At 60.5% G+C, this 15,662-nt stretch carries 16 protein-coding genes; 3 read left to right on the top strand and 13 right to left on the bottom strand.

The features are described 5' to 3' along the window. Nucleotides 1-7 precede the first annotated feature (7 nt). Together groL and groES are read right to left on the bottom strand one after the other, a co-directional pair. Complete coding sequence (gene groL / locus J8Z04_RS06120) at nt 8-1,669, bottom strand: chaperonin GroEL (RefSeq protein WP_192848067.1); 1,662 nt, start codon at nt 1,667-1,669, stop codon at nt 8-10. Between the two features lie 54 nt (nt 1,670-1,723). Then, complete coding sequence (groES, locus tag J8Z04_RS06115) at nt 1,724-2,014, bottom strand: co-chaperone GroES (protein WP_043560528.1); 291 nt, start codon at nt 2,012-2,014, stop codon at nt 1,724-1,726. A gap of 322 nt (nt 2,015-2,336) precedes the next feature. On the opposite strand from groES, the gene J8Z04_RS06110 reads away from it, so the two are divergent. After that, complete coding sequence (locus tag J8Z04_RS06110; RefSeq protein WP_043561370.1) at nt 2,337-3,125, top strand: SDR family oxidoreductase; 789 nt, start codon at nt 2,337-2,339, stop codon at nt 3,123-3,125. Nucleotides 3,126-3,200: 75 nt separating this feature from the next. Here the strand turns inward: J8Z04_RS06110 and J8Z04_RS06105 are convergent, their stop codons facing one another. Continuing rightward, nucleotides 3,201-4,097 carry an S-methyl-5'-thioadenosine phosphorylase gene (locus J8Z04_RS06105; protein ID WP_043560531.1) on the bottom strand — a complete coding sequence of 299 codons (897 nt, stop codon included), beginning with the start codon at nt 4,095-4,097 and terminating at the stop codon, nt 3,201-3,203. 261 nt (nt 4,098-4,358) lie between these two features. On the opposite strand from J8Z04_RS06105, the gene hemF reads away from it, so the two are divergent. Next, nucleotides 4,359-5,264, top strand: coding sequence for an oxygen-dependent coproporphyrinogen oxidase (gene hemF, locus J8Z04_RS06100; protein ID WP_081563047.1), 906 nt, complete (start codon nt 4,359-4,361; stop codon nt 5,262-5,264). A 38-nt stretch (nt 5,265-5,302) separates the two neighbouring features. On the opposite strand, the gene galE is transcribed toward hemF, so the two are convergent. The 8 genes from galE to J8Z04_RS06060 all read right to left on the bottom strand — a co-directional run bounded on the left by galE (nt 5,303) and on the right by J8Z04_RS06060 (nt 13,050). Next, complete coding sequence (gene galE, locus J8Z04_RS06095; RefSeq protein WP_043560537.1) at nt 5,303-6,289, bottom strand: UDP-glucose 4-epimerase GalE; 987 nt, start codon at nt 6,287-6,289, stop codon at nt 5,303-5,305. Between the two features lie 148 nt (nt 6,290-6,437). Then, nucleotides 6,438-7,235, bottom strand: a complete 798-nt coding sequence (locus J8Z04_RS06090) for an ABC transporter ATP-binding protein (protein ID WP_043560539.1) — start codon at nt 7,233-7,235, stop codon at nt 6,438-6,440. Nucleotide 7,236: 1 nt separating this feature from the next. Then, entirely contained in the window at nt 7,237-8,283 is a 1,047-nt protein-coding gene (locus tag J8Z04_RS06085) for a FecCD family ABC transporter permease (RefSeq protein WP_052349086.1), read from the bottom strand. 37 nt (nt 8,284-8,320) lie between these two features. Further along, entirely contained in the window at nt 8,321-9,460 is a 1,140-nt protein-coding gene (locus J8Z04_RS06080; RefSeq protein ID WP_043560542.1) for an ABC transporter substrate-binding protein, read from the bottom strand. Between the two features lie 153 nt (nt 9,461-9,613). Further along, the gene (locus J8Z04_RS06075) at nt 9,614-10,183 is read right to left on the bottom strand and encodes a Smr/MutS family protein (RefSeq protein ID WP_043560545.1); all 570 of its coding nucleotides are present in this window, start codon (nt 10,181-10,183) and stop codon (nt 9,614-9,616) included. A gap of 4 nt (nt 10,184-10,187) precedes the next feature. Then, on the bottom strand, nt 10,188-11,027 hold the full coding sequence (locus J8Z04_RS06070) for a DNA-methyltransferase (RefSeq protein ID WP_086431081.1): 840 nt from the start codon (nt 11,025-11,027) through the stop codon (nt 10,188-10,190). Next, entirely contained in the window at nt 11,024-12,259 is a 1,236-nt protein-coding gene (gene mltA / locus J8Z04_RS06065) for a murein transglycosylase A (protein ID WP_227449642.1), read from the bottom strand. Before mltA ends, J8Z04_RS06070 begins: the two co-directional genes overlap by 4 nt. 95 nt (nt 12,260-12,354) lie before the next feature. After that, nucleotides 12,355-13,050: a Tim44/TimA family putative adaptor protein gene (locus J8Z04_RS06060; RefSeq protein ID WP_081563043.1), complete on the bottom strand. Its 696-nt coding sequence runs from the start codon at nt 13,048-13,050 to the stop codon at nt 12,355-12,357. A gap of 276 nt (nt 13,051-13,326) precedes the next feature. Between J8Z04_RS06060 and secB the strand changes: the two genes are divergently transcribed. Further along, nucleotides 13,327-13,845 carry a protein-export chaperone SecB gene (secB, locus tag J8Z04_RS06055; protein WP_043560554.1) on the top strand — a complete coding sequence of 173 codons (519 nt, stop codon included), beginning with the start codon at nt 13,327-13,329 and terminating at the stop codon, nt 13,843-13,845. A gap of 69 nt (nt 13,846-13,914) precedes the next feature. On the opposite strand, the gene J8Z04_RS06050 is transcribed toward secB, so the two are convergent. After that, entirely contained in the window at nt 13,915-14,595 is a 681-nt protein-coding gene (locus tag J8Z04_RS06050) for a uroporphyrinogen-III synthase (RefSeq protein WP_081563042.1), read from the bottom strand. A gap of 5 nt (nt 14,596-14,600) precedes the next feature. After that, a complete protein-coding gene (hemC, locus tag J8Z04_RS06045) occupies nt 14,601-15,650 on the bottom strand; it encodes a hydroxymethylbilane synthase (RefSeq protein ID WP_043560559.1) in 1,050 nt (349 codons plus the stop codon). Nucleotides 15,651-15,662 lie beyond the last annotated feature (12 nt).

Raw genomic sequence — 15,662 nt, 5'->3', positions numbered from 1 at the left:
TGAGCGATCAGAAGCCGCCCATACCACCCATGCCACCCATTCCGCCCATGCCACCCATACCGGCACCAGCAGCATCGTCGGACTTCTTCTCCGGACGCTCGGCAACCATGGCTTCGGTGGTGATCAGCAGGCCAGCCACGGAGGCTGCATCCTGAAGGGCCGTGCGGACGACCTTGGTCGGGTCAATGATACCGGCAGCCACGAGGTCCTTGTACTCACCCTTCTGGGCGTCAAAGCCTTCGTTGTAGTTGCTCAGTTCCAGCACCTTGCCAGCAATCACGGCACCATCTTCACCAGCATTGTGGGCAATCTGGCGCAGCGGAGCCTGAAGAGCCTTGCGAACGATCTGGGCACCAGCACGCTGGTCGTCATTCTCGAAGGTCAGGTCATCGAACAGCAGGCTTGCACGGGCCAGAGCCGTACCACCACCCGGGACGATACCTTCCTCAACAGCCGCACGGGTTGCGTGCAGGGCATCATCAACGCGGTCCTTGCGCTCCTTCACCTCGACCTCGGTGCTGCCACCGACGCGGATGACGGCAACGCCACCAGCCAGCTTGGCCAGACGCTCCTGGAGCTTCTCACGGTCATAGTCGGATGTCGTGGCTTCGATCTGAGAGCGGATCTGGGCGCAACGGCCCTTGATGCCCTCGGCAGCACCGGCACCCTCGACGATGGTGGTGTTCTCCTTGTCGATATGCACCTTCTTGGCCGTGCCAAGCATGTCCAGCGTGACGGATTCCAGCTTGATGCCGATATCCTCGGAGACGACCTGACCACCGGTCACGATGGCGATGTCTTCCAGCATGGCCTTGCGACGGTCACCGAAGCCCGGAGCCTTCACGGCAGCGATCTTCAGGCCACCACGCAGCTTGTTGACGACCAGCGTGGCCAGAGCCTCACCATCGACTTCCTCGGCGATGATCAGCAGCGGGCGGCCAGACTGCACGACGCTTTCCAGCAGCGGCAGTATTGGCTGGAGAGAAGAGATCTTCTTCTCATGGATCAGGATGTAGGGGTTTTCCAGATCAGCCGTCATCTTCTCCGTGTTCGTCACGAAGTACGGGGAGATGTAGCCACGGTCAAACTGCATGCCTTCCACGACATCCAGCTCGGTGTGCAGGCCCTTGGCCTCTTCCACCGTGATGACACCCTCGTGACCGACCTTCTCCATGGCTTCGGAGATCATCTTGCCGACTTCGGACTCGCCGTTGGCAGAGATCGTGCCGACCTGGGAAATCTCATCCTGGGAGGAGATCTTCTTGGTGCGGGTCTTCAGTTCTTCCACAACACGCAGCACGGCCTTGTCGATGCCACGCTTCAGGTCCATCGGGTTCATGCCGGCGGCGACAGCCTTGGCACCCTCACGGATGATGGCCTGGGCCAGAACGGTAGCGGTCGTGGTGCCGTCACCAGCCACATCGTTGGTCTTGGAGGACACCTCACGCACCATCTGTGCGCCCATGTTCTCGAACTTGTCGGCCAGCTCGATCTCCTTGGCGACGGAAACGCCGTCCTTGGTGATGCGGGGGGCACCGTAGCTCTTGTCCAGAACGACATTGCGGCCCTTCGGACCGAGCGTCACCTTCACGGCATTGGCAAGAATATCAACACCACGGAGCATGCGCTCACGGGCATCAGCACCAAATTTCACGTCTTTAGCAGCCATAACACCTAATTCCTTCAAAGATGGTCAGAGAGAAAAATGTCCGAGAATGTGGCCTCAGCCGACGATGCCCAGAATGTCGCTCTCTTTCATGATCAGCAGGTCTTCACCGCCGATCTTCACCTCGGTACCGGACCACTTGCCAAACAGGACACGGTCGCCAGCCTTGACATCCAGCGGCACGACCTGACCCTGCTCATTGCGGGCACCGGACCCAACGGCCAAGACCTCGCCTTCCATCGGCTTTTCCTTGGCGGTTTCAGGAATGATGATGCCACCGGCGGTTTTTTCTTCACCGTCCAGACGGCGGACCACTACACGGTCGTGAAGGGGACGAAACTTCGTCATGGATCACTCCATTTTAGGCTGGCCCTTCCATAAAGCAGCGCAGCCGGGTTATCGCGCTCATTCTAGCAGCGCACCAGTAAACTCCCCGATCAAACGGGGCGAATGAGAGATAGTGATGCCCCCCTGTAGCGTCAAGAACTCCCCTCCGAGGCACCGGAGATTTTTTAATCGTTCTTACTTTTAAATAAACATTCATGAATAGGCGCATCCTGTCATGAACCACACCGTTTCATTCCCTCTTGCTCCTGACCACGAAGAGGTGAAAACTTCTCTTTTCCATTCCCTGAAAAGGGGCGTCTTTACAGGATCAGGAGAGGCCATCATGGACCTGCATCTGCAAGAACGAACAGCCATCATCATGGGAGGAAGCCGGGGGCTGGGACTGGGCATTGCCCGATCCCTGGCACGGGAAGGCGTCCGCCCCTGTCTGCTGGCCCGTGATGAAAACAGACTGCGGCAGGCCGCTCATGATCTGGCAGCCGATACCGGCATCACCCCGCACTGGCATGCCGTGGATTTCTCGGCACCAGACAGCGTACAGACCTGCCTGACAGCCCTCCAGAATATCATGCCGGAGACGGACATCATCATCGGCAATGGCGGCGGACCGCCCCTGGAGCCTGCCACGGCCTGCGATCCGGCACTCTGGCAGAAAGAAACCGCCACGATGCTTCTGCCTGTCATGCAGCTTGTCGGCCAGTATCTGCCGGGCATGAGGCAACGACAGTTCGGCCGGATCATCATGGTGTCCTCCACCAGTATCGTGGAGCCCATTCCCAACCTCGTTCTCTCCAGCGCACTCCGCTCCGCACTGGCCAGCTGGGGCAAAACCCTCGCCCGGGAGGTCGCCCATGATGGCGTGACGGTCAATACGCTGCTGCCCGGCCGCTTCGAGACGGACCGCGTCGCCACCCTGAACAGGATACGGGCTGAAAAGGCTGGTATTCCGCTCGAAGAGTTCCGCAGGCAGAAAGAAAACGGCGTGCCCGCAGGCCGCTACGGCCAACCCGAAGAGCTGGGGCACATGGCCGCCTTTCTGGCCAGCCCTCTGGCGGCCTACATCACCGGGACCCGCATCCCGGTTGACGGGGGCCTGCTTCACGGTTTCTGAAAGCCCTGCATGCAGAAAGACCTCCCCGCCATCCGGCAGGGAGGCCCTCCCTTCACAAAGCCATCAGGCTGGCGCTCAGCTGAACAGCACACGCCCCGCAACAGCGTCCAGACGGGCCAGAACGGAGAAGTCTCTGGCTTCCGGCGGCGTGATGATGGCATTGTCCAGCGCACGCTCGGCTGCACCGGTACCGGTGCAGATGGGGCGGGCCTTGCCAAGGGCCGGAATGGCCCGGCGAACAAGCTCCCGGGCATGTTTGGAGTTGCTCTTCATGGTACGGACGACAGCATCCACCGTGACGTGCTCATGCTCTTCGTGCCAGCAGTCATAATCGGTCACCATGGCAACGGTGGCATAGTTCATTTCTGCCTCACGGGCCAGACGGGCCTCCGGCATGTTCGTCATGCCGATGACCGACGCCCCCCATGAGCGATAAAGCTCGCTCTCGGCCCGGGTGGAAAACTGCGGCCCCTCGATCACGACATAGCTGCCGCCCCGTGTAACCGTGATACCCAGCTTTTCGGCCTCATCAGCCAGCGTGGTGGCCATGCGGGCGGAAACCGGCTCACCCATGCTGACATGGGCCACACAGCCTTCCTCAAAAAAGGTCCGGGGACGCCCCTGTGTCAGGTCAATGAACTGATCCACCAGCACAAAATGGCCCGGAGCCAGCTCTTCCTTCAGAGACCCCACGGCAGAGAGAGAGATGATGTCCGTCACACCGGCCCGCTTGAGGGCATCAATGTTCGCACGGTAATTCAGACGTGAGGGCGGAATGGGATGCCCACGGCCATGACGGGGCAGAAACACGCAGCGCACCCCCTCCAGCGTGCCAAAGAGGAGCTCATCGGAAGGAGCGCCCCAAGGGGATTCACAACGCCGCCACTCCCGGTTTTCCAGCCCGTCAATCTCATAAAGGCCTGAGCCCCCGATGACACCAATGACAGGTTCGATCATCTTGTCTGCAACCATAAATCCTCACTCCATCCTGCCTCGACCCGGTCGCCGCTCGCAGGGCACACAGTCCCGCACAACCCTTCCGGCAGTCCTCTCATCAGATAGCGGACAGTCTTTCAGAAGACCAACCCAAAAATCAATAGGCAGGGTTGCCTGCCCTTTTTACAACATCAGGAAAAGCCAGTAAGCCAGAATGAGCCTTTTGGCCTATGAACAGCATGACAACCCAGAGTGACAAACCATCCATTTCTGCCCCACACAGATCAGGAGATGCCCATGCCATCCTCAACGCCTTTTGCCCTGCCCGACCTGCCCCATGCCGGCCTGACGGACGAGGCCCGCAGCTGGTTCGAAAGCCTGCGTGACAGGATATGCGCCGCCTATGAGGCTCTGGAAGACGAGGCAGCAGCCGGGGACGCTCCCGTTCTGGCCGGGCATGAGCTGCCGGGGCGTTTCCAGCGTACGGCCTGGGAGAGGCCTGAAGGTGGCGGTGGTGTCATGTCTGTCATGAAGGGGCGTGTCTTTGAGAAGGTTGGCGTGAATGTCTCAACCGTCTGGGGGGAATTTTCACCAGAATTCCGCAAGACCATTCCCGGTGCGGCGGAGGACCCACGCTTCTTTGCCACAGGCATCTCTCTGGTGGCCCATCCCTGCAACCCCCATGTCAGTGCGGCGCATTTCAACACCCGCATGATCATCACCTCAAAGGGATGGTTCGGTGGGGGTGGCGACATCACGCCCATGTTCCCTGAAAGCCCGGAAGCCCTCGAAGATGCGGCCACGTTCCACCGGGCCTTTCAGGAGGCCTGCGACAGACACGACCCGGACTACTATCCCCGCTTCAAGAAATGGTGTGATGAGTATTTCTTCCTGAAACACCGCAACGAACCCCGTGGGCTGGGCGGCATCTTCTATGACTGGCTGGACAGCCAGAACCTCGCCAATGACTTCACCTTCACCCGGGATGTGGGAGAAGCCTTCCTGAACAGCTATGCCGGCATCGTCCGGGGGCGGATGTTCACTCCCTGGACGGATGGAGACCGTCAGGCCCAGCTCAGGCGACGGGGCCGTTATGTGGAGTTCAACCTCCTTTATGACCGGGGGACGCTCTTCGGCCTGAAAACAGGCGGCAATACCGAGGCCATCCTGATGTCCATGCCACCAGAAGTCATCTGGCCCTGAAGCATTCATGTCCAGCTCCATACGGAGCTGAAGAATGATCAGTCAGCATAGCCCTGCGGATGAGCCTGCCGCCAGCGCAGGGCTGTTTCAACAATCATGTCAAGCCCTGCAAATCTGGGCGTCCAGCCTGTATCGGCGTGCAGTCGTGCCGGGTCTGCCACCAGTCTGACAGGGTCTCCTTCCCGCCTTGGAGCAGGCTCCCAAGGTACCGACCGGCCGCTTACCCTTTCAACACTGGCAATAACCTCCAGATTGGAATAACCACACCCGGTCCCGATATTGTAGCATATGCTGCCCTGCTCCATCTGCTCCAGCGCCCTGAGATGGGCTTCGGCAATATCGGCGACATGCACATAGTCACGAATACAGGACCCGTCCATCGTTGGATAATCCAGGCCAAACAGCTTCAGCGTTGGCCGCATTCCCAACGCAGCCTCGATCGTCAAAGGAATCAGGTGCGTTTCAGGGCGATGATCTTCACCTGCCCTTCCAGCGGGATCGGCCCCAGCAGCATTAAAATAACGCAGGCAGGCGCTTCTCATGCCGTATATCCTGTCAGCCCAATGCAGGACACGTTCGATCATGAATTTGCTTTCCCCATAGGGGGAACCGGGATCAACAGATGCCGCTTCTGAAATGAGGCCAGTGCGCTCCGTTCCTCCAAACAGTGCCGCTGTGGAGGAAAAGACAAATTTCTTCACGCCATGGGCCACACAGGCTTCGATGAGATTGAGCGTGGTGAGATAATTCCGCCTCAGATAATGGAGGGGCCTTCTCACACTGTCACCAACACGGGACAGGGCAGCGAAATGCAGCACACCATCCCACGGCCCCTGGGCCATCACACCCGCTGTGGCCTCCTGACTGGCCAGATCGACCAGAAAGAAAGGGACGCCAGGTGGCACGGCTGCCCGATGCCCTGTGCTCAGATCATCAAGAACAGCAACTTCATGCCCTGCATCCAGCAGGGCAAGCACGACATGACTGCCAACAAAACCGGCACCACCCGTCACGAGATAACGCATCGGGGCCTCCTGACCAGAAAAGCCCCGAAAGAACTCACGACATCTGAAAACAGTCCGTTACTGGGCAATGGCTCATCCTGTCCCTACCTGACAAACACGCCATGGTATCCGTGCGGGTCATCATGGGACTTTCCGGCAGCACAGTGCCTCAGCCATCACTCCCAATAATGCCATCCACCAGCACATGGGGCAGCCCACGGGGACAGACCTCCAGACGGGTCTGGACACCATAGACATCTCCCAGCACGGCAGGTGTTGTCACGGCCATGACAGCCCCCTGTGCCACAAGCCGACCATCCCGCATATAGACAACATCATGAGCACGTTGCAGAGCGATGTTCAGATCGTGAACAACCAGTAGCGTCACGATATCACGTTTCCGTGTCTCACGACGGACGACGTCCATGACGGCAAACTGATACCGCAGGTCCAGCGCACTCAAGGGTTCATCCAGCAGCAACATGGCCGGACGGCGCACCAAGGCCTGCGCCAGTCCCACCATCTGCCGCTGACCACCAGACAGTTCATCCATGTAGCGCAGGGCCAGCCTGCCGATACCCAGCTCCTCCAGAACGTCGGTGCTTTCCCGCAGGGCACACTCGGCAGACACGGCCTCCCCCGCCCGACGGGCCACCATCACCGCCTCGATCACCTGAAGATGAACGGCAGGCGGCAGGCTCTGTGGCAGATAGGCAGCCAGCCTGGCCCGCTCACCAACCCCCAGTTTTGAAAGATCCTGCCCGGCAAGGCGAACACATCCCTCCGCCCGGGTCAGGCCGGCAACTCCCCGCATGAAGGTGGACTTGCCCGAGCCATTCGGCCCCAGCAGGGCCGTTACACGCCCGGCCCGCATGGGGGCAAGCGTCATGTCATGCAGGACCTGCCGCCGCCCATAATGGACACTGAAATTTTCAACTTCCAGCTGATGTGTCTGACAGTTCCCCATTTCAGGCCCCCTTTCTCAGAACCACGGCAAGGAAGAAAGGAATTCCCACCAGTGAGGTAACAATCCCCACCGGAATCACGACCCCCGGCAGAATGTTCTTGGCCGCGATGGAGGCCAGCGACATGATGAGCCCACCGCACAGGGCAGCCCCGGGCAGATAAAAACGATGATCCTCCCCCAGCAGGCGGCGGGCAATGTGGGGCGCAACCAGCCCCACGAAACCGATCGTCCCGACAAAGGATACAGCCAGGGCAGACAGCACACTGATGCGCAGCAGAGACATCATCCGCAGGCGTTTCGTATCCACACCATAGCTTGCAGCCCGGTCCTCTCCCAGCCGCAGGGCTGTCAGGGCCGGAGCCGCCCGGAAGCAGAACGGCAGCACCAACAGGCAACCGAGGCTCATGACGGAAATCTTGCCCCAGTCAGCCCGGGTCAGGCTACCCATCGTCCAGAAAACAAGGTCCTGAAGAGCATCCTCATCAGCGATGAACTGCATCAAGGCCACGAAGGCATGAAAAGTGAATACCAGCGCAATACCGAACAGCACCACCATGGCCGTGGAATGGCCCCGTGCCCGGGCCACCAGCTCCAGCAGACCAGCCGAACCCACAGCAAACACGAACGCCTCCAGCGGGACCATCCAGTTTTCCGGCACATAAGGGATATGCCAATGCAGCACGATGGCCAGAGAGGCCCCAAATGCCGCCGCCGCCGATACACCCAGCGTGTAAGGGCTGGCCAGGGGGTTATCCAGCACCGTCTGCATCTCCCCACCGGATATTCCCAAAGCAACGCCCACCAGGGCCGCCATCAGGGCATAAGGCAGGCGGATATGCCATACGATGACGGCATTCGTCCCGGATGAGGGATGCATGAGCGCATGAAACAAGGCCGCCGGGCCAAGACCGGCCGGGCCCAGGGAAAAATCAAGCAGTATGGAAAAAAGGATCAGCCCTGCCATCAGGCAGAGGACACCCACCCTGTGGCGGGTCAGCTTTACATAGGATGCCTGTATGCCTGTCAATCGTGCGGCAAGACGGGCCATTTCGTCTGATGGCCCGTCTGTTCTGGTCTCTGTCTCTTTAATGGGCATTCGCCTTGATCCAATATGTCCCGCTGTTCGGCATCACTGTAAAACGGCTCTGTACCAGGCTGCGGTCAGCATCCGGGTCCAGATCCCTGAAGCGTTCGGGATAAAACCATTTTGCCATGACCTCAATGGCGAGAATATTGAACGGACTGTCATAGAACGTGTGCCAGATACCATAGGCACGTCCATTGCGGACCGCCCCAAGCCCGGCAAGTTCAGGCGCTTTCAGCAGGGCCGCAAGAGAGGCCTGCGCCATCTCCGGCGTCACCTGTGATCCCATCTTCAGGCCCGGCCCGCTGTTGCCCGGCCCCCGGGTGCCATCCAGAATCAGCACGTCGGGATCTTTGGCGATGACCATCTCTGCCGAAACATCGCCGATATAACCCGGTAGAAGATCGGCTGCGATGTTTCGCCCCCCGGCAGCCTCGATAAAGGCTCCCATGTTGCCTCGCCCTGCCGTATGGCAGCAGCTCTGCCGCGCCCCGGCCAGCATGTTGATGAACACGCTGGGGCGTTGGGCCTCCGGGATTGTCTCCACGACAGACTGGATGGCCTTCAGGCGGCTTTCATAAAAATCCGTATAGGCTTTTGCTTCTGCCTCACGCCCGAGGGCCTGGCCGAGAATGACCATGCTGGGGACGGTCGTTTTTACCGGGTCCTGCCGGAAATCCACAAACAGGACAGGCACATGCGCTGCCCGCAGCCTGGCCGTCACATCACCAGTCTGCCCGGGACCATGGCCGGTCGTGCTGAAAATGGCGAGATCAGGATGAAGGTCCAGCACCTTTTCCGGACTGATCGTATCAGCGGTTGTCCGTCCTATCACGGCGACCTTGTCAGCCTCCGGAAATGTCTTGAGCATCTGCTCATAATTCTGTCTGTCGGCCTCCCGGAATTCCCCCTGCCAGCCGACGATACGGTCAAACAGATGCTTTCCCTCCAGAGGCTCCAGGGCGTAGATCAGCCGCCCTTCTCCCAGAATGATGCGCTGGGGATGATCCGGAACGGACACGACCGCCCCCGTGATGTCCCGCACATCCTTCGCCTGAGCCTGATGGACTGGCCACATACCGCCAGCCAGGGCTGCCAGCATGACGCCGGCAGAGCCAAACAGGGCTTTCAATGAAACCATGATCTTGCGCCTTTCCCGGAAAGGTCATCCCGCAGGGACACCGTGCCCCCATGGATGAAACCTCCTGCTTTAATTGATAATCATTCTCGATATTAATGTTATAGAAAACCTCTTCCCCTTCTCCAAGATCGGAATGATCCTCCCTTTCCTCTTCTAGCGTTTTTTCCGCAAAAGAAGCCGCAAGGCACCCTGATTTCCCTGATGGCTGTGCACCACACCCAGCACCATGGGCGCTATGTCGGCACGATGCAACCAATGAGGCAATTCCCGGCGGATGCTCCCTCCCCGGATGCCACTGCCCAGCCCGGTAACGACCTCGACGCAGCGCCACCCCATGACACGGCTGCGCTGCATGAAGCGGTGAAACTCCTCAAAAGCCTCCTGCACGACGTAGCCATGCAGGTCGAGCCGGGCATCCACACGCATCTGCCCACGGGACAGACGACGCCACTGCGTATCATCAAGGCCAGGAGCACGGACCCCCACATGCGGGGCAGGACGGGGACGGGGTGCCCTGGCCGGCTGGGCCATCACCAGCCTGACCGTCATCATCCCTGTATTCCGCCCTCCTTCCGACTGGCGGGCTACCGTACTCTCCGTCTTGCCAGTCTCCTCCCGGACAAACCCGCCCGCAGCCTCCCTTCGCCCCCGCAACGGGGCAACATCCCGGACGAAAGCTTTCCACAGCGCCGCTTCATCATCACCCAGAGTCCGTCTTGCCACCTTGTTATGCCCCGTCTTCCGTCACTGCGCCGGTATCACCCTGCATTATCATGGCACGCAGACGCTTGCGTGCAAACCGGACATAGGTCGTATCGGCCTCAATGCCGATGGAGCGGACCTTCAGCGACTCTGCGGCCACAAGGCTCGTCCCCGTTCCCATGAACGGGTCCAGCACCATCATCTCAGGATGCACCCCATGCAGGCGGATGCAACGCTCCGGCAGGGCAACGGGAAAGGTCCCCGGATGGCTGTAGCGGGCTGAACGACTCCGTACCGTTTCATAGGGGATGAACCATGTATCACCCCGACACCGCCGGTCCTCCCTGTGCTGGCGACGATGGATGTTGCTTTTGTCCGTGAAAGGAACACCCGCCCCGAGCCGGTCCAGCTCCACATCTCCCTGTTTGGTCAGGTGGAAAATATGCTCATGGTTCCGGTTGACGTAGCGAGGTGAATTGACCGGCTTGAAGTGCCCATGCGTCACCTCCCCTACCGATACGGACTTGATCCATGAAATATGGTTCTGAAGGGTAAACAGCTTCCTCAACCGGACCATCAGCTCGAATGGCAACCATGGCTGGGCAGATGACCCGGCTATATTGAGAAAAAAAGACCCATCATCCCGCATCACACGGGCTACCTTGGAGCAGATAATCTCCATCCAGTCGAGATAACTCTCCTCGGAGAGGCTGTCCCTGTAGCTGCGATAAGCAAGCCCCAGATTATAGGGAGGGGATGTCACCACCACATCCACACTGCCTGCGGGCATACGCCGCATGACACTCAGACAGTCTCCCCGGATGAGCGTATGCATCCCCAGCGTCTCACGACGCGCACGAATCATCTGGCTGTCTGCCCCGCCCCTGCTGCCATGACCTCCGTTGCCGTACCGACGACCGGCTGCTCACCAGCCTGCTTTGCCTCAGGCAGGGGGACGAGAACCATCATCTGACCGTGATTCTTCATGTCCCCAGCAATCCTGGCGGCCTTCTCACCCCACCCGAGGAACAGGTCCCCACGCGCTGCACCCCGTATGTCGCTCCCGGTATCCTGCGCAAAGACCATCCGGGACCATGTCACGAAACGCCCCTGCGCATCCTTGCCACTGATATTCACCCAGACAGGCATCCCATACCCCACGAAGCGCCTGTCCACGGCAAGAGAACGCTGAGGAGTCAGCGGCAGGCCAAAGCCCCCTGTCGGTCCTTCATCAGCCGTGCGCTGCGTGCGGCGGAAAAAGACATAACTGGGGTTTGCCTCCAGGACAGAAGCAACCTGATCCGGATTGTTGGCCAGCCAGTCCCGGATGCTCTGGGCATCCACATCTTCCGACTTCATCAGCCCACGTTTGACCAGCACGCGGCCAATCGGAACATAAGGCCGCCCATTGCGGCCATCATAGCCAAGAAACACCTGCTGGCCGTCCGGCAGGCGCAAACGGCCAGAGCCCTGCGTCTGCAGGAACAGCAGATCGACAGGGCTTTTCAGCCAGGCCAGCTCCAGCCCTTTCCCCTCCAGAGAACCAGAATTGATGGTTGCCCGGTCATCATAGGGCCGGAACACGGAATTCACCCAATGGCCATATTCCAGCTCGCCATTTTCATCCCGCCCCCGCAGGAGGTCTTTCGGGCGGGCATAAACAGGAATCTGATACTCTCCACCCTGTGTAAGCGAGGCAGAAACCTCAGGGTCATAGTACCCCGTATAGAAAGCATCCTGCTGGACGAGGTAGGGCTGGAACCAGCTCTCGAAGAACTGTCTGGCCTCCGTCCTGTTACTCCGCACCGACGAGGCTGCCACGCAGACATTCTTCCAGTCTTTCATGTCACGGCCATAAGGCAGGGTAACGGCGCCTCCAAGAGAAGTCCCCGCAGGCAGATGGGCGATACGCAGGCACTCCAGCCGCACCATGTTGACCAGCGCCGTATGGTCCTCTCCCTCCCAGCCGGGGAGCTGGCTGAAGCTGACAGGAGCAACATCCATCCTGCCCTTGGGAGCGCCGGGCATACACCCGGCAAGAAGAAGCATCAGAGGGCCCAGCACCAGACCAGCAGAGGAGAAACGACGTTTCATCATGACAGAGTTACCCCACCCCGGCATGAACAAGCACCGGGTCTTCATCATACCCGGCCTCCCCGTGCGGGAGACCAACCTTACCCAGCGGGGTAGCCTCAGTCCGCTTCTGTGGCAACCACCTTCCACTGGCCATTTTCGCCCTGTTCAAAGGTCCAGCGATCACGAAACTCCGTCAGGGCTTCCGTTCCCTCGACGAGCATCCCCTTCTCATCCCGGCAGTAGCTGACCTGCCACGACACGATGCGGACACCGAGACGGCAGGCACCACCCTCCCCATCTCCCGGATGCACGGATGCATAATCCAGCCGCTCGATCCGTCGCAGTTCCAGATGAACCTGCTCATGACGCTTCTTCCGCTCCTCCAGAACGTGACTGAACGTTTCCAGCACGGCGGGGGACAGAACCTTCTCCAGCGCAGGAAGATCAGCGCAGGCAAAGGCCTTGATGGTACGGGCGAAAATATCCTCAGCCTTCTTCAGGAAATATTCTGCCGAGAACCCACTGACATCCGTTCCGACTCGGGCCAGAGCCTGTCCGAGCTGCGTATCCGCCTCCGGGAGCCTGTATTCCGTCGCTTTCTGCTCTCCGCCGACACGGCCGGGCAACGGCGGCGGCTTGGGGGCATCGGCCACGCCCCCCTCCTGCCGCTGGCCAACAGCACGGGCTGCCGGCATCTGTTCCTGCCGGATGGCCTGCGCCCCCATGCGGCGCCCCAGAACAAAAAACACGGCACTGCCCACGGCCACGGCCAGCAGAGCCCAAAAAACGATATCCCAAGGGAAATCCGTCATCTCAAGTCCCAATCATCACACCCGGAGCCGGCCTGCACGGCCCTCTCCTCATCATGCCCTAAAGGTAGGCCGCCCCGTCGGCAATCTCAAGAGTGACCACCCTCTCGCACCGCAGCAGCAAAAGAAGAACCGCATCTGCTTGGCCCCTTCTTCAAGACATGCTACCGCCATAAAAGACGTGCGTACGCAGGAGGCGGGCCCATCCCCCCGTCGGAAAGCGGCTTCATCCCTGCGGGCGCCCCATCTAGAGTTACGTTCACGCAAGGATGATCCCGAATGTCCGACAAGACAAACCCTGAGGCCCCGCAGGACAACACCCCTCCCTCCCTGCCGCTGGCCATCAACCTGCAATATACCAAGGATCTCTCCTTCGAAGTTCCCCGTGGTGCGTCAACCTTCACCTCCCTTCAGGCTCCGCCGCAGGTTGGCGTGAACATCGACGTGCAGGCGAACCGCATCGAAAAAGAACAGTCCATCTATGAGGTCACGCTGATCATCCGCACCGAGGCCACCGAGGCCCCGGCAGAAGGAAGCCAGACCCCCGGGCCAGTGGTGTTCATCACGGAGCTCGCCTATGCCGCCATCGTCACGCTGGACAACCCGCCGCAGGAAATCATTGAGCCGATCCTGCTGGTGGAAGTACCCCGCCTGATCTTCCCCTTCGCCCGGGCCATCATCAGCGATGTCACACGGGATGGCGGCTTCCCGCCGGTGGCTCTCCAGCCCATCGACTTTGCCGCTCTGTGGCAGGCCAAGCAGGAGCAGAATTTCCCCGAGCCGGAAGGCGAAGCCTGAAGCCGGGAAACACGCTGTGGCCAGACCACAACAAGGAAAGGCGGACCCAATGAGGGTTCGCCTTTTTTCTTATCCTCTTCCCAGCAGCCTCAGGGGAGGACCAACCTCAACCTGCCCCCACAGGCCGCTCTCCCTGACACGCCCGGCGATGGCCTGGGAGAGACAGATGGCCCTGCAATGGCCAAGCTGCCGGTACAGGTCCGGCGGGCACAGCTCCATGAACAGGGAAACCGTCTCACTGGAATAAAAAAGGACAGCACTCACCTCTTTGCTCGCCAAGGCGGTCCTTGCCGCCGCAGCAAGCTGTCTGACAGGCTGTACCCGATAGGCCTCAACACGCTGCGCCCCCAGATTGGCCGCCAGATCGGCCCCGTAGGGCTGTCCATGCCGCCCCCGCCCGCAGGCCAGCACAAGGCCGGAGCCAGACAACCCTTTCTGGCGGCAGAGCGTTTCCAGACCGGCCTGTGTCCCTGATGCCGCCTCGACACGCCGGAACCCCATCGCCACAGCCCGCTCCGCCGTACGGTGGCCCACTGTCAGCAGCAGCCTGTCACGGTCCTGATGGACCAGAAAAGGCAGGGCCTGACCGCTCGTTACCAGCAGAGCGTGACAGGGCCGGTCCGCCATTGGCGGTTCCTGACGTATGGTCATGACAGGGCTGGCAACAGCCCGCCAGCCCTGCGCCTGCACGGCACCGACTGTCTCGCTCAGCCCCGGCTCAGGCCGGGTTACCAGCACAGTCTGACGCATGGTCGTTATGGCTGGACGATCTTCGCAAAGATGGCAGGCGGTGTATCCCGCCGCAGCTCACAGGCCAGCTCATAGCCCAGACGAGCCGCATCTTCCGGCAGTCCTTCAGTTTCCCGGCGCAGCAGGAAGGTGCCATCTTCGCTGGCCACGAGGCCAGAAAGATGAAGCCGCCCTTCCTTCAGCTGGGCATAACCGCCAATCGGAGTCCGGCAGGAGCCATCAAGTTCCGCCAGCAGGGCACGTTCCGCCGTGGCCACGGCACGGGCCTCCGGGTCCTCAATGGCAGAAAGCAGCTCCCTCAGCTCATGGTCGCTCTCCCGTACCGTCACGCCCACGATGCCCTGCCCGGAGGCCGGAAGCATCACCTCGGGGGAGAGCGGCACGTCGATGCGGTCTTCCATGCCGAGGCGTTTCAGCCCGGCGTAGGCCAGCAGCGTCGCATCGCACTGTCCTGCCCCCAGCTTGTCCAGCCGGGTCTGCACATTGCCCCGCAGCAGGGTGAAGCGGAGGTCCGGCCGGACATGAAGCATCTGCGCCTGGCGGCGGACAGACGCACAGCCCACGAGTGCTCCTTCCGGCAGACAGTCGAACGGCCTTTCAGGATCAACCGTCACGCCCCGTTTGCGCAGCATCAGCACATCACGGGCATCCTCACGCTTCATCGTGCAGGCCAGCACCAGTCCCGGCGGCAGGTGGGTCTCAAGGTCCTTGAGGCTGTGAACGGCAAAATCGATCCCGCCCACGGCCAGAAGTTCATGAATCTCTTTGGAGAACAGCCCCTTCCCACCGATCTCGGCCAGACGGTCCTTGAGGTTCAGGTCCCCGGAGGTCTGCATCTGCTCTTCCTTGAAGGCCCCCATGTCCCGCAGAACGGGACAGAAACGGGTCAGCCGGGTCAGGAAGTGCCGCGTCTGCACCAGTGCCAGCGGGGACGCCCGTGTCCCGACCCGCAGGGGAAGTTTGCGCCGGTCCGGTGGAGCCTGCGCATGGGAGCGGCGAGCCGCTTCGGCAGCAATTTTCTGAAGTGCTGCGGAGGAAAAGTTTGAAGCATTCATGGTGTTCCCTCC

Origin of the sequence: Bombella apis, assembly GCF_018221685.1 — a bacterium.
GTDB classification, from domain to species: Bacteria; Pseudomonadota; Alphaproteobacteria; order Acetobacterales; family Acetobacteraceae; genus Bombella; species Bombella apis.
This window is presented reverse-complemented; position numbering and strand designations above follow the sequence as displayed.

What these genes read in the sequence shown, in the direction of transcription:
- groL (WP_192848067.1), bottom strand. Translation starts at nt 1,669, where the DNA reads ATGGCTGCTAAAGACGTGAAATTTGGTGCTGATGCCCGTGAGCGCATG.
- groES (WP_043560528.1), bottom strand. Translation starts at nt 2,014, where the DNA reads ATGACGAAGTTTCGTCCCCTTCACGACCGTGTAGTGGTCCGCCGTCTG.
- J8Z04_RS06110 (WP_043561370.1), top strand. Translation starts at nt 2,337, where the DNA reads ATGGACCTGCATCTGCAAGAACGAACAGCCATCATCATGGGAGGAAGC.
- J8Z04_RS06105 (WP_043560531.1), bottom strand. Translation starts at nt 4,097, where the DNA reads ATGGTTGCAGACAAGATGATCGAACCTGTCATTGGTGTCATCGGGGGC.
- hemF (WP_081563047.1), top strand. Translation starts at nt 4,359, where the DNA reads ATGCCATCCTCAACGCCTTTTGCCCTGCCCGACCTGCCCCATGCCGGC.
- galE (WP_043560537.1), bottom strand. Translation starts at nt 6,289, where the DNA reads ATGCGTTATCTCGTGACGGGTGGTGCCGGTTTTGTTGGCAGTCATGTC.
- J8Z04_RS06090 (WP_043560539.1), bottom strand. Translation starts at nt 7,235, where the DNA reads ATGGGGAACTGTCAGACACATCAGCTGGAAGTTGAAAATTTCAGTGTC.
- J8Z04_RS06085 (WP_052349086.1), bottom strand. Translation starts at nt 8,283, where the DNA reads ATGGCCCGTCTTGCCGCACGATTGACAGGCATACAGGCATCCTATGTA.
- J8Z04_RS06080 (WP_043560542.1), bottom strand. Translation starts at nt 9,460, where the DNA reads ATGGTTTCATTGAAAGCCCTGTTTGGCTCTGCCGGCGTCATGCTGGCA.
- J8Z04_RS06070 (WP_086431081.1), bottom strand. Translation starts at nt 11,027, where the DNA reads ATGATTCGTGCGCGTCGTGAGACGCTGGGGATGCATACGCTCATCCGG.
- mltA (WP_227449642.1), bottom strand. Translation starts at nt 12,259, where the DNA reads ATGATGAAACGTCGTTTCTCCTCTGCTGGTCTGGTGCTGGGCCCTCTG.
- J8Z04_RS06060 (WP_081563043.1), bottom strand. Translation starts at nt 13,050, where the DNA reads ATGACGGATTTCCCTTGGGATATCGTTTTTTGGGCTCTGCTGGCCGTG.
- secB (WP_043560554.1), top strand. Translation starts at nt 13,327, where the DNA reads ATGTCCGACAAGACAAACCCTGAGGCCCCGCAGGACAACACCCCTCCC.
- J8Z04_RS06050 (WP_081563042.1), bottom strand. Translation starts at nt 14,595, where the DNA reads ATGCGTCAGACTGTGCTGGTAACCCGGCCTGAGCCGGGGCTGAGCGAG.
- hemC (WP_043560559.1), bottom strand. Translation starts at nt 15,650, where the DNA reads ATGAATGCTTCAAACTTTTCCTCCGCAGCACTTCAGAAAATTGCTGCC.